Source organism: Streptomyces sp. B15 (assembly GCF_018070605.1).
In the GTDB taxonomy this organism is placed as follows: Bacteria; Actinomycetota; Actinomycetes; order Streptomycetales; family Streptomycetaceae; genus Streptomyces; species Streptomyces smyrnaeus.
Genome location: NZ_JAGPXJ010000020.1, coordinates 37987 through 51003, shown reverse-complemented (window position 1 = coordinate 51003; position 13017 = coordinate 37987). Strand labels below are relative to the sequence as shown.

Sequence of the window (13017 nt, the reverse complement as noted above, 5' to 3'; positions counted from 1 at the left end):
CACGATGAGAAAACGACTGCTCAGCGTCAGTACGGCGGGAGTGCTGGCGGCAAGCGGCCTGATGGCGGCAACGCCTTGGCACGCACAGGCGGCCCGCTCCATGCCGACCGTCCCCGCGCAAGCCGCCCCCGCGCAGGCCCCGTCCGGGCAGGCGTCTCGACCGGAAACGCCCCCCACCTTCGCGCCGGCCGCAGCAGCGCAGCGTTCGCTCACCCAGGCCGCACCGCCCGGCGGAAAGAGCGTCACCGCGACGCTGTTCGAGCGCCCGTTCACCTCCGTCGCCCGGGAGTGCAGGGACACTCTCGGCCCCGCCGGTTACGGCTACGTCGAGGTCTCACCCGCCACGGAGCACATCCAGGGCGATCAATGGTGGACGTCGTACCAGCCGGTCAGCTACAAGATCGCAGGTCGACTCGGTGACCGTGCCGACTTCGCGCAGATGGTCGACACCTGCGAGGCCGCAGGGGTCAAGGTCATCGCGGACGCCGTCATCAACCACATGACCTCCGGTTCGGGCACCGGAACCGGAGGCACCCAGTACACCAAGTACGGCTACCCGGGCACCTACCAGGACGGCGACTTCCACACCTGCCGGAAGAACATCACCGACTACACCAACCGCGACGACGTGCAGAACTGCGAACTCGTGGGCCTGGCCGACCTCGACACCGGCAACGAGAAGGTACGAACCGCCATCGCCGGCTACCTCGACGACCTGCGCTCCCTCGGCGTGGCCGGCTTCCGAATCGACGCGGCCAAGCACATGGCGGCAGCCGATGTGGCGGCCATCAAGGCGAAGATGTCCCAGGACCCCGGTTTCTGGGTCAGTGAGGTCATCCACGGTGACGGGGAGGCCGTGCAGCCCGATGAGTACACCGACATCGGCGACGTGGACGAGTTCCGCTACGGCCGTCGGCTCAAGAGCGCCTTCCAGGGCGGCGACCTCGGTTCCCTGCGGACCATCGGCGACGGAATGCTGGGCAGCGGCGACGCTCGCACGTTCGTCGACAACTGGGACACCGAACGCAACGGCTCCACTCTCACCTACAAGGACGGCGCGGCCTACACGCTCGCCAACGTCTTCCAGCTGGCCCATCCCTACGGCTCGCCCAACGTCTTCTCCGGCTACGCGTTCAGCGATCACGACGCCGGACCGCCCAGCGGCGACGAGGGGTGGACCGGCATCCACGCCAAGCCTGAGATCACCGGCATGGTCGGCTTCCGCAACGCGGTCGGCTCGGCGGAGCTGACGAACTGGTGGTCCGAGGGGCAGGCCCTCGCCTTCGGACGCGGTGACAAGGGGTTCGTCGCCCTCAACAACGGCGATGGAGGGGTGAGCAGGACCTTCCGGACCTCCTTGCCCGCCGGTACGTACTGCAACGTCGCCGCCGCGCAGGGCGGCTGCGCGCAGAAGGTCGAGGTCGCTGCCGATGGCAGTGCGCAGCTGACTGTTCCGGCGCACGGGGCCGTCGCCCTGCATGTGGACGCGACCGGCTGATGCACCGGGCGGGCCGCCGAGGGGCGGCCCGCCCCATGTGTGTGGCGCCGACGAGCAGCCGACCGACGTGTGCCGTACCGCCGAGCAGACGGACGTGTGCCGTACCGCCGAGCAGACGGACCCCGGTATGGGGTCACCGCGGATCAGCGGGGCCGGGTGGCCAATTCCAACTCCTGGATGACCGAGTGGTAGCCCTGATTGCCGGTCGCGTGGTCGAGGCCTATCTCGCACGTCCGGTTGGCCGACAGGTAGGCGTCGTAGGAGCGCGCCGTCACCTCGGCAGCCTCTCGGGCCGTCGCGGAGGCGGTCAGTTCCTCGTGCAGCAGCCCGCGGTCGCCCGCGAAGGCACAGCATCCCGCGTCCAGCGGCACGACGACCTCCTCCGCGCACGCCTCGGCGACCTCGCGCAGCTCCGCCTCGTCGCCCAGGTGCCGCATCGAGCACGTGGGATGAAGCACGGCGGAGTCGACGCGCCGCTCGATCGTGAGGCGGGGCAGCAACTCCCGCGCGGCCCAGACGAGCGAGTCCAGAACCGTCAGTCGTTCGTGAAGTTTGCGGTTGGCCGGTGTCAGGTAGGGCACGACCTCTTCCGCGATGCCCAGGGTGCAGGAGGAGGCGTCGACCACAAGGGGGAGTTCGCCGCCGTCGGTCCACCGCCAGGCGGCCTCCACCATGCGGTTGGCCATCAGGGTGTTGCCGGCCTCGTAGCCCTTGGAGTGCCAGATCGTCGAGCAGCAGGTGCCGGTGACGTCCTTCGGGATCCACACCGGCCGGCCGGCCCGTGCCGAGACGGTGACCACGGCCTCCGGAAGCGACAGTCCCGAGTAACCGTCCGGGTCGCCGAAGATCCGGTTCACACACGCCGGGTAGTACACGGCGGTGGCGAGCTGTCTGCTTGTCGCCGGGAGCCGCTTGGCGGCCGGGGCCGGGATCTCCGGCAGCCACTCGGGCACCAGATCGGGGCGGACCGCTTTGCGGGCGGCGCCGGTGACCGCGCCGAGCAGCCGGTCCCCGAGATCGCCCTCGCGTCCCCGCAGACGTCTGCGGAGCTGGTCGGCGGCGGCCACCGCCAACCGCGCCGAGCGCTCCACCCGCGCGAAGTGCCGCGCCGTGCGCTCGGCGTTGCGCTCCTCGCGGGGCGAGTGCCGGGCGTGCCGGAACGTCTTCATCAGCGCACCGGTGTCGATTCCGACCGGGCAGTCCAGCTTGCAGGTGGAATCGCCCGCGCAGGTGTCGACGGCGTCGTACCCGTAGCTCGCCAGCAGGTTCTCACCCACCAGCGAGTCACCGGGCTGGCGCATCATCTCGCGGCGCAGCACGATCCGTTGGCGCGGCGTGGTGGTCAGATCCTCGCTGGGGCAGGTCGGTTCGCAGAAGCCGCACTCGATGCACGGGTCGGCCAGAGCCTCCACGCCCGGAATCGACTTCAGGCCGCGCAGATGCGCCCGCGGGTCACGGTCCAGCAGTACGCCGGGCGCCAGGACCCCGGTCGGGTCCAGCAGTCGCTTGATGCGCCACATCAGCTCGGTCGCCTTGCTGCCCCACTCCAGTTCCAGGAACGGCGCGATGTTGCGGCCGGTGGCGTGCTCGGCCTTGAGGGAGCCGTCGAACCGCTCCACGGTCATGCGGCAGAACTCGTCCATGAAGGCGGCATAGCGCTGGACGTCGTCCGGATCGCCCGCGTCGAAGGCCAGCAGGAAGTGCAGATTGCCGTGTGCGGCGTGGCCCGCGACAGCCGCGTCGAAGCCGTGCCGCTCCTGGAGCTCCAGCAGGGCCTCGCACGCCTCGGCCAGCCGGGAGGGCGGTACGGCGAAATCCTCGGTGATCAGTGTGGTGCCGGAGGGGCGGGAGCCGCCGACCGCGGTGACGAATGCCTTGCGTGCCTTCCAGTACGACGCGATTGTGGCCGGGTCGCGCGTCAACTCGTTGGTGACGGAGGCGACGGGGGCGACCAGCTCCAGCCCGGCCAGCACCTTACGTGCCGCCTTTTCCCGCTCCTCGCGTACGGCGTCGTCGGGGGAGCGGAACTCCACCAGCAGCGCGGTGGTCTCCTTCGGCAGTTCGGCCCAGTCCTGCGGCACCCCGGAGACACTGACCGAGGCGCGCAGCGTGTTCCCGTCCATGAGCTCGACGGACATCGCCCCGGCCGCGTTGAAACGCGGCACGGCGGCGGCTGCCGCCGACAGCGACGGGAAGAAGAACAGTCCGGTGGAGGTGCGCCGGTGCAGTGGGAGGGTGTCGAAGACGAACTCGGCGAGGAAGCCGAGGGTGCCCTGGGAGCCCACCATCAGCCCGCGCAGGATCTCCACCGGAGTGGTGCCGTCCAAGAAGGCGTCCAGCCGGTATCCGTTGGTGTTCTTCAGCTCGTGCTTGGCCCGGATGCGGGAGACCAGGGCGGCGTCGGCCTCGATCTCGGACTTGAGCGCCAGCAGGCCCTCGCAGAGCGCGGGCTCGGCGCGTGCGAGCTTCTCGTCCGCCGCCGGGTCCGCCGTGTCCACGACCGTGCCGCTGGGCAGGACGCAGGTGAGGGAGGCGACGGTGCGGTAGGAGTTGCGTGTGGTGCCCGCCGTCATCCCGGAGGCGTTGTTGGCGACCACGCCGCCCACCGTGCACGCGATGGCAGAGGCCGGATCGGGGCCGAGCAGCCGACCGTGGGCCGCCAGCGAGGCGTTGGCCCGGAAGACGGTGGTCCCCGGCCGGATCCTGGCCTGCTCGCCCTCCGCCAGCACCTCCACACCCGCCCAGTGGCGCCGCACGTCGACCAGGATGTCCTCACCCTGGGCCTGCCCGTTGAGTGACGTCCCCGCGGCGCGGAAGACGACGCCCCGGCCGTTCCGCCGCGCGTAGTCCAGCACCGCGGCGATGTCGGTCACGTCCTCGGCGAGCACGACGACCTGCGGGATGAAGCGGTACGGGCTCGCGTCCGAGGCGTAGCGCACCAGGTCGGAGACCTTCGAGAGCACTTTTCCGCTACCCAGCAGCCGCTCCAGATCGCTCCGCAGCGGCTGCGGAGTGCCCTGCGCCAGCTCGTCGGGGACCCGGTCGGCGGCGGGGGAGTGGCCCGCGCCGGTCCGCGGACGCAGCGCGCCGGCCTTGGGTTCGAGCAGCGGCATGGCATCTCCAGGGCGCACAGGGGATTGGAGCGGAGTGCGGGCTTATGTGTGCCACATGCTAGTTCGGGCCACCGACACCGGCCGTGGGGGTCGTCCCCGCCGCGTAACGGTCGTCCGACTGTGGACCCTCAGCAGTGGCCGCCCTCGGTGTCGAGCAGCGCCAGCAGGCGGCTCAGCTCCTCGCGCTGCCCTGGCCCCAGCGGCGCCAGCAGCTGTTCGGCAGCGCTCCTGCGGGCCCGCCGCAGCTCAGTGAGGGCCAGGGAGCCGTCTTCCGTCAGCTCGATACGGATGACCCTGCGGTTCGCGGTGTCGGGGGCCCGGCGCACCAGCCCACGTTCTTCCAGGGCGTCCACCAGGCTGGTGACCTGCCTGGGAACCACGCCCAGCTGGGTGGCGAGGTCTGCCATCCGGGGTGGCTGAGAGCTGTGTGCGACGGTGCGCAGCATCCGGCCCTGCGCCGGTGTGACGCCCAGCGGTGCGAAGTTCTGCCGGTGTGCGTGGTTGATCCGCTTGGTGAGGCGCAGCAGCTGGTCAGCCAGGTCGGAGGCGGGCTCGTCGGAGGGGTGGTGGACCATGGCGGCAGCCTATCAGGGGTCTATTCATTGTGAGTATAGGTAACGATGAACTATGCTCCATGACCTGAGCCGTACATCTGCTCCGCAGACCGACCCCGAGGAGCCTCTTGCACCGTGAAGCGCCCGGCTGGACGCAGCCGCCGAAGGAGCCGCTGACCCAGGAGCAGCCCGCCGAGCAGCCCGCGCAGGTGCGCCGCATCCTGCGCCTCTTCCGCCCCTACCGTGGCCGTCTGGCACTGGTCGGCCTACTGGTGGCGGCCTCCTCCCTGGTCTCCGTCGCCTCGCCGTTCCTGCTGCGGGAGATCCTGGACGTCGCCATCCCGCAGCAGCGCACCGGTCTGCTCTCGCTGCTCGCCCTCGGCATGATCGTCACCGCCGTGGTGACCAGCGTCTTCGGCGTGCTCCAGACCCTCATCAGCACCACGGTCGGACAGCGCGTCATGCACGACCTGCGCACCGGTGTCTACGCCAAGCTCCAGTGGATGCAGCTCGCCTTCTTCACCCGGACCCGGACGGGTGAGGTCCAATCCCGCATCGCCAACGACATCGGCGGTATGCAGGCCACCGTCACCTCCACAGCCACCTCGCTCGTCTCCAACCTGACCAGCGTGGTGGCCACGGTCGTCGCCATGCTCGCGCTCGACTGGCGGCTGACGCTCGTCTCCCTCGTACTGCTGCCCTTCTTCGTGTGGGTGAGCCGCCGGGTGGGACGGGAGCGCAAACGCATCACCACGCAGCGGCAGAAGCAGATGGCCGCCATGTCCGCCATCGTCACCGAGTCCCTGTCGGTCAGCGGCATCCTGCTCGGCCGCACCATGGGCCGGGCCGACTCGCTCACCAACAACTTCTCCGACGAGTCCGAACGACTGGTCGACCTGGAGATCCGCTCGAACATGGCCGGGCGCTGGCGGATGGCCACCATCGGCATCGTCATGGCCGCCATCCCCGCGCTGCTGTACTGGACTGCGGGCATGCTCACCCGGTTCGGCGGCCCCGCCTTCTCCATCGGCACTCTCGTCGCGTTCGTCACCCTCCAGCAGGGGCTGCTGCGGCCCACCGTCTCGCTGCTGACCACCGGCGTGGAGATGCAGACCTCGCTGGCGCTCTTCCAGCGCATCTTCGAATATCTCGACCTGCCCGTCGCCATCACCGAGCCGGCCCGCCCGACCGCGCTCTCGAAGGTGCGCGGCGAAGTGCGCTTCGAGAACGTCGACTTCACCTACGACACCCGCCCACCGGGTAGCCCCGCCCGCGACACCGGATACACCCTGCGCGGAATCGATCTGACCGTCCCGGCGGGCACCAGCCTCGCCGTGGTCGGAGCCACCGGCTCCGGCAAGAGCACCCTCAGCTATCTGGTGCCGCGCCTGTACGACGTGACGGGAGGCCGCGTCACCCTCGACGGCGTCGATGTACGTGAGCTGGACTTCGCGACCCTCTCGACAGCGGTCGGCGTGGTCTCCCAGGAGACGTACCTCTTCCACGCGACCGTTGCGGACAACCTCCGGTTCGCCAAGCCGGACGCCACGGACGAGGAACTGCGCGCCGCGGCGCGGGCCGCGCAGATCCACGACCACATCGGCGCACTGCCGGACGGCTACGACACACTGGTCGGCGAGCGGGGATACCGCTTCTCCGGCGGTGAGAAACAGCGCCTCGCCCTGGCGCGCACCATCCTGCGCGACCCGCCGGTGCTGATCCTGGACGAGGCCACCAGCGCCCTCGACACCCGTACCGAACGTGCGGTCCAGGAGGCCATCGACGCGCTGTCGGAAGGGCGCACCACACTCACCATCGCGCACCGCCTCTCCACCATCCGGGACGCCGACCAGATCGTCGTTCTGGACGGCGGCCGGATCGCCGAACGGGGCACCCACAGCGAACTGCTGGCGGCTGACGGGAAGTACGCCGCACTGGTGCGACGCGACAGCGAGACGGCGGACGCGACGGTGAGCGGCTGACCGCGTCGTCTCACCGGCACGTACCGTCTCAGCGGTACGGACTCTCTCAGCGGTACAGCAGGTACCGCCGTCGCGCCCGCTCGAAGTCGCGTACTTCCGAGCGCCACGCGCCGGTGACCTCCTCCGTACTGCGCCCGGCGTCCAGCATCTCCCGCAGCCGCGGTGAGCCCGAGAGTTTGTCGATCCAGAACGGCCGCTTCGGGTCGGCGTCCTTGCGCCAGGCGAAATCGTCGTAGCGCATCGCCTCGCGCAGCATGGCCACCGCTGTCGGCACTGCCTGATAGCGGGCGGGATCGGTCACCAGCAGCTGCACACCCGCGCATGTCTTGCCCTGGTGCTTGCTGAAGGTGGGCACGAAATAGCCCTCACGGAAGCGCACCCCGGGGAGCCGCAGGGCATTGAGCCGATCGCTGTAGTGGTGGTCCAGGAACGGCGCGCCGATGAACTGGAACGGCAGCGTGGTGCCGCGTCCCTCGGACAGGTTCGTCCCCTCGAAGTAGCCGGTGCCGGCATAGGCGGTCGCCGTGTCGGGTGTCGGAACGTTCGGGGACGGCGGCACCCATGGCAGCCCGGTCTGCTGCGCCGTCGTACGGGGCGACCAGCCGCGCACCTGGACGACCTCCAGCTCCACCCGTCCGCCCTCGCCCTCCTGGGGCAGCAGTTCGCCGTTGAAGTACCGGGCCAGCTCGCCGACCGTCATACCGTGCTGCTGGATGATGGGCTTGAGCCCCACACCCGAGGCGAACTCGGATCTCAGCAGCGGGCCGTCTGCTCTGCGGCCGATCGGGTTCGGCCGGTCCAGGACGACGAAGGAGGCTCCGATGTCCCGAGCGGCGACCATGGCGTGGTACATCGTCCAGATGTAGGTGTAGAAACGCACGCCGACGTCCTGGATGTCGAAGACGACGGTGTCCACGTCCGCCTTGCGAAACAGGGCGGCCATCTTCGCCGCGTCGGCACCGTATGCGTCGTAGACCGTCAGACCGGTACGCGGGTCTTCGAACTCGGGCTCGGACTCGCCCGCCTGTGCGCTGCCCCGGAAGCCGTGTTCCGGGCCGAAGACGCCCATGATGCGCAGCTCGTCCCGGGCCGCCATCGAATCCACCACATGGCTCGCGTCCCGCAGCATTCCCGTCGGGTTGCTGACGACGCCGACCTTCCGGTCCCGCAGCATGCGCCAGTCCGAGGCTGCCGCGACATCGGCGCCCGGGACCACGGGCCGTCCGCCGTGCCCGCCGACAGCCCGGGTGGACGGTGCCGCGGCAGCGGACCCGGTGAACAGCGGGGTGGCGACAGCGGCGGCCGTACCGCCGGCCAGCAGGGAACGGCGCGAGGGTGCAGCGGTCATGTGAAACCGTCCTTCCGGCGTCCGGGAAACAGCAGGCGGTGGGACCAGCTCATGCGACCAGCTAATAGGAACGCGGGAGCGCCGACCAGAGGGCGCGCAGTGGACAGCCGATGCCGAAACGTCCGCCAACGGTGCCGCAGCAATCCGTGTGCGCTTCGACCTGCGCCGCGTCAGGATGGGGCCATGCCCATGAACATCACCCTGGTGCAAGGCGACATCACCGAACAGGATGTCGACGCCGTAGTCAACGCAGCCAACTCCTCGCTGCTGGGCGGGGGCGGAGTGGACGGCGCCATCCATCGAAAGGGTGGCTCGGACATTATCGCCGAGTGCCGCAAGCTGCGCGCCGAACGCTACGGGAGAGGCCTGCCCACCGGGCAGGCCGTCGCCACGACAGCGGGACGGCTGCCGGCGCGCTGGGTCATCCATACGGTGGGCCCGGTCTGGAGCCAGGAGGAGGACCGCTCGGACCTGCTGGCCTCCTGTCACCGCGAGTCGCTGCGCGTGGCACGCGAAATCGGCGCCCGTACGATCGCGTTCCCCGCCATCTCCACAGGCGTCTACCGCTGGCCGCTCGACGACGCGGCACGCATCGCATTGCGTACGCTGCGGGAGGAGGGTGAGGGCTTCGCCGAGCTGCGTCTCGTGCTGTTCGACCAGCGCTCCTACAACGCCTTCCAGGCCGCCGGCTGAGCGGCCCGGGGGGCCAGGCGGGCCGACGGAGAACTAGACGGGCCGACGAGGCTCGGCGCCGCGGCCCGAGCGGGCCAGCCACCGGCCGTCCTGACGGCTGACGTCGATGGGGCGGCCGAAGCACCGTGTCATCAGTTCCCCGGTGAGCACTTCCGAGACGGGACCGCATGCGGTGACCCTGCCTTCACGCAGCAGCAGAGCGTGGCTGGTGGTGTCAGGCAGCTCCTCCAGGTGGTGGGTGACCGTCACGGTGGTCAGGGACGGACGGTCGGCTGCCAGTCGGCGCAGCGCGTCGATCAGATCCTCGCGGGAGGGCAGGTCCAGGGCGTTGAACGGCTCGTCCAGCAAAAGCAGCGACGGCGCCGGCATCAGAGCGCGGGCGATCAGGATGCGGGCCCGCTGTCCGCCGGAGCACACCCCGAAGGGTCGGTCGGCCAGCTCCTTGCAGTCCAGCTCCGACAGCAGCTCGCTCGCCAGCCGACGGGTCTCTTCGTCGTACTTGCGCCACAGTGGCTGCACGGTGCCTGTCGCACCTGTCAGCACGACGGTGTGTGCCGTGGCGTCCCGCGGCACCCGCTGGCTGGTGGACACATGACCGATGTGGGCGCGCAGCTCGCGCACGTCCACTCTGCCGAGCCTGTTGCCCAGCACTTCGACGCTGCCGGTGGTGGGGTGCATGACGGCGCCCAGCAGCTTCAGCAGGGTGGTCTTCCCGGCACCGTTGGCCCCCAGCAGCGCCCAGTGCTCACCGGCTCGCACCAGCCAGTCGATCCCGTCGAGGATGAGCTGATCCGACGTCGTACGGCGGACACCCACTCCCTCGATCGAGGCCACCTGCGAGGCCACATGCGGGGCGGTCTGGAGGGATGAGGGCTGATTCATGGGGGTCTCCCGGACCTGGCACGGTGGACGCACACGGAACGCCCGGCTCCGCGCGCCGTGGGGCGACCAGACTAGCTGTACCTTGCAGCGGCCTGGGCGAGTGTCTCACCGCCACCGGTGGCCAGCGGGGCACCGTGCCCGAAGCAGACGGTCTCCACCGCCTCCTGGGCGCCCAGTGCGCACAGCCGCAGGAACGCGGTCTCGGTACGTGCCCTGTCCTGGTTGAAGACGCCCGGCGCTGGACCGTCCTCGGTCCGCGCGGCCGTGTCCCCGGTGAACAGCGTGCGATGCTCGGGCAGCAGCAGTGCGATGCTGCCCTCCGTGTGCCCGGGGACGGACAGCACGGTTGCGCCCCCGCCGAATTCCAGCACGTCACCTTCGGCCACCTCCTGGTCGACTCTGCAAGGCGGTGCGAGCGGTATTTCCGGAGCCTCCGCGGTGATGCCGAACGGGGCGTGCACGTGGTCGAAGACTGCGCGCTCCCACGCCGGCGCGGCGGCCATGTCCGGTGGCGGGGAGGGCGCCTCGCCACGGATCACCGCTGCGTCGGCGCGATGTGCCACCACCTGCGCACCGTGCCGGGCGGCCAGTTCGGCGGCAGAGCCGGCATGGTCGGGGTGGAAGTGGGTGAGCACGATCCGCCGCAGTGCCGCCGGTTCGGCCCCGCAGTGCCGGATGGCGGCCTCCACCGCGTCGGCGCCACCGGGCGGACCGGTGTCCACGAGCGTGACCGCCTCGCCGTCCTGCCACAGAAACGCCTGGCCGACAGGGAACGGGATCATGTGCAGCTGGGGCCGCACTGTCTGGGGTTCCATGACGGGACCGTATGCGGTTCCCCGGCAGCTTCCAGGGGCATTGTGCTGGTGGCGTAGCGGCTGCGCTGTCGGCGAACTCCCGGCCGCACAGTGGGGCACGCACAGCGCGACCGGTGCGGGCCGGGAGGCGGAAAGAAGCGACGAGGTGGAAGGAGGGTGAAGGATCCGACAGGGGTGTGCGGAGGTCGGATACGGGCGGCGTCAGCGGCCCTGCAGCGCCTTTTTGTAGCGCCCGACCGGTGGCAGCCAGCACAGCACCACCGCGAGCAGCCCCAGGACGATGGCCCCCAGGCTGGTGGCGTACAGCCCGGCCGGTGCGGCGTCCCGCAGGACCAGCATGTGCGGGAAGACGGCGGCCAGCACCGCGACGACGCTGAGCAGCACCCGCGCCCACACGGCGCCCGTACGGGCGAACAGTGCGAACAGCAGCACAGCGACGGAGAAGACAAGGGCGATCGTGGCCCGTGCCGACATCGTGCTCTGCCAGTCGGTGACGATGCCGTCCCAGGCGGTGCCCGTCAGCTGCTTGACATCGGCCGCTGTGGTGCCGGAGGGGAGGCCGACCGCGGCCGGGTCGCTGTCCACGGCGTTGCGGACGTTCTCGTCGGCGAGATCCTTGCCGCCGACGTACACCAGCAGTGCGCTGAGAGCGCCGGAGAGCGCGGACAGTACGGTGACGGCCAGCATGGCGATCATGAGGCCCGGTCTCTTCACCGGCTCGGCGGCCGGGTAACCGGTGCCCGGAAGGCCGGAGGGCATGCCGATGTGGGGGGCGGTCTGGGGGTGGCTCACGTGCACGAACTCCTTGCGGAACTGCAGTGGGAAACACGAACGGCTCGACTTTTGCACGGGAACACCCGCTCGAACCACCGGTTCCGCTAAGGAACCTGAAGAACATTGGTCCTGAACTCGCGGACACGGCGCGGAAGTTAGGCTGCTGGGCCGCGAAACGCCGATTCGAGGAGAGTGAGCAGTACGTATGCCTCTGCCAGGCACCCCCGACTACCCACCAGGGTTGCTCGACATCACGATGGATCAGCTCCGCACCCTGCTGGCCGTCTACGAGGAGGGCACGGCCCTGGGCGCCGCCAGGCGGCTGGGGCGGGAGCAGTCCAGTATCCAGAAGCAACTGGACACGATGAACCGCAAATTGGGCGACCATTGCGGAGAGCCGCTGCTGCGCAAGCGCGGACGCGGGGAGCGGGTGCACTTCACCCGCACCGGCGAGGAGCTCGCCCGGCTCGCACAGGGAACGCTCGACGGGTGGCGCGAAGGGCTGGACACCGCCCGCAGGCGCCGTGGCCGCAGTCTGCGCGTCGGCTCCACCCGCTACACGCTCGGCTACCTTCTGAACGCTGTCGAACAGGTCAACGACCGGTTCACACGGGAAGGGGTGGAGCTGACCATGGCGCACGTCCGCAGCGGAACGCTGCTGGAGAAGCTGCGCTCCCACGAACTCGACCTGGTGTGCGGCAGCATCCTCGTCTCGGCGTCCGCGGGGGCCGCCGAGACGACAGCAGTCGCCGAACAGGACGCCCGGTTCGCGGGGTACGAGGTCATGGAGTGGCGTCGCGGCGGCTTCTGTCTGGCCACCAACCAGCCGGACGGTGACCTGGTGCAAGGCAGCAGGTCGGATGGCAGGGGAGTGGGCGTGCGTTCCCTGCCCAGGCTGCCGCTCGTGGTGTCCACCGACGGGCTGATACCCGACGTGCTGCGCGGCTGGTTCGGTCCCGAGTACCGGCGCCGGATGCGGATAGCGGCCGAGATCGACTCGGCCCACTACGGTTTCGAACTCCTCAGCTCCCGCGTGCTCTACGGCAGCATGCTCGTCACCCAGGGCATCGGGGAGGCGATAGCAGAGGGCAGGCTTCCCGAGGCGCAAGGGCTGCGCACCCTGCCACTGGTGGACGACGTCGGAACGAGCCAGCGGGTGCTCGTCGGTGCCTTCCGCCGCAGCGAGCCGGAGAACCGCGATCCCGACCACCCTGTCAGCCTGCTGTGGGAGGAACTGGCCCGCAAGCACGCCCATATCCGGGCCGAGGAACGGGCCTCGGCCCGGAACACGTCCGAGAACGCGCCCGAACCGGCCGTCGCCTCCGCGAGCTGACGCCCGGTCCGATCGTCCGCCCCGT

10 protein-coding genes are annotated in these 13017 nt (G+C 70.1%); 4 read left to right on the top strand and 6 right to left on the bottom strand.

From position 1 onward, the window contains the following. Nucleotides 1-4: 4 nt before the first annotated feature. On the top strand, nucleotides 5-1498 hold the full coding sequence (locus KBY19_RS12255; RefSeq protein ID WP_247690900.1) for an alpha-amylase family protein: 1494 nt from the start codon (nucleotides 5-7) through the stop codon (nucleotides 1496-1498). A gap of 143 nt (nucleotides 1499-1641) precedes the next feature. Here KBY19_RS12255 and KBY19_RS12250 read toward each other — a convergent pair whose 3' ends face one another. After that, the gene (locus tag KBY19_RS12250; protein ID WP_210965754.1) at nucleotides 1642-4611 is read right to left on the bottom strand and encodes an FAD-binding and (Fe-S)-binding domain-containing protein; all 2970 of its coding nucleotides are present in this window, start codon (nucleotides 4609-4611) and stop codon (nucleotides 1642-1644) included. 128 nt (nucleotides 4612-4739) lie between these two features. Further along, nucleotides 4740-5186: a MarR family winged helix-turn-helix transcriptional regulator gene (locus KBY19_RS12245; RefSeq protein WP_099885717.1), complete on the bottom strand. Its 447-nt coding sequence runs from the start codon at nucleotides 5184-5186 to the stop codon at nucleotides 4740-4742. 152 nt (nucleotides 5187-5338) lie between these two features. Between KBY19_RS12245 and KBY19_RS12240 the strand changes: the two genes are divergently transcribed. After that, the gene (locus KBY19_RS12240; RefSeq protein WP_210965765.1) at nucleotides 5339-7147 is read left to right on the top strand and encodes an ABC transporter ATP-binding protein; all 1809 of its coding nucleotides are present in this window, start codon (nucleotides 5339-5341) and stop codon (nucleotides 7145-7147) included. A 46-nt stretch (nucleotides 7148-7193) separates the two neighbouring features. On the opposite strand, the gene KBY19_RS12235 is transcribed toward KBY19_RS12240, so the two are convergent. Further along, nucleotides 7194-8495 carry an exo-beta-N-acetylmuramidase NamZ domain-containing protein gene (locus KBY19_RS12235; protein ID WP_210965753.1) on the bottom strand — a complete coding sequence of 434 codons (1302 nt, stop codon included), beginning with the start codon at nucleotides 8493-8495 and terminating at the stop codon, nucleotides 7194-7196. 183 nt (nucleotides 8496-8678) lie between these two features. Between KBY19_RS12235 and KBY19_RS12230 the strand changes: the two genes are divergently transcribed. Continuing rightward, nucleotides 8679-9188: an O-acetyl-ADP-ribose deacetylase gene (locus KBY19_RS12230; protein WP_210965752.1), complete on the top strand. Its 510-nt coding sequence runs from the start codon at nucleotides 8679-8681 to the stop codon at nucleotides 9186-9188. Between the two features lie 33 nt (nucleotides 9189-9221). On the opposite strand, the gene KBY19_RS12225 is transcribed toward KBY19_RS12230, so the two are convergent. The 3 genes from KBY19_RS12225 to KBY19_RS12215 form a co-directional block, all read right to left on the bottom strand. Next, complete coding sequence (locus KBY19_RS12225; RefSeq protein ID WP_099885720.1) at nucleotides 9222-10070, bottom strand: ABC transporter ATP-binding protein; 849 nt, start codon at nucleotides 10068-10070, stop codon at nucleotides 9222-9224. A 71-nt stretch (nucleotides 10071-10141) separates the two neighbouring features. Continuing rightward, entirely contained in the window at nucleotides 10142-10885 is a 744-nt protein-coding gene (locus KBY19_RS12220) for an MBL fold metallo-hydrolase (RefSeq protein ID WP_099885721.1), read from the bottom strand. A 201-nt stretch (nucleotides 10886-11086) separates the two neighbouring features. Next, complete coding sequence (locus tag KBY19_RS12215) at nucleotides 11087-11677, bottom strand: hypothetical protein (RefSeq protein WP_099885722.1); 591 nt, start codon at nucleotides 11675-11677, stop codon at nucleotides 11087-11089. A 187-nt stretch (nucleotides 11678-11864) separates the two neighbouring features. Here KBY19_RS12215 and KBY19_RS12210 point away from each other — a divergent pair, with 187 nt between their 5' ends. Further along, nucleotides 11865-12992: a LysR family transcriptional regulator gene (locus KBY19_RS12210; protein ID WP_247690899.1), complete on the top strand. Its 1128-nt coding sequence runs from the start codon at nucleotides 11865-11867 to the stop codon at nucleotides 12990-12992. Nucleotides 12993-13017 lie beyond the last annotated feature (25 nt).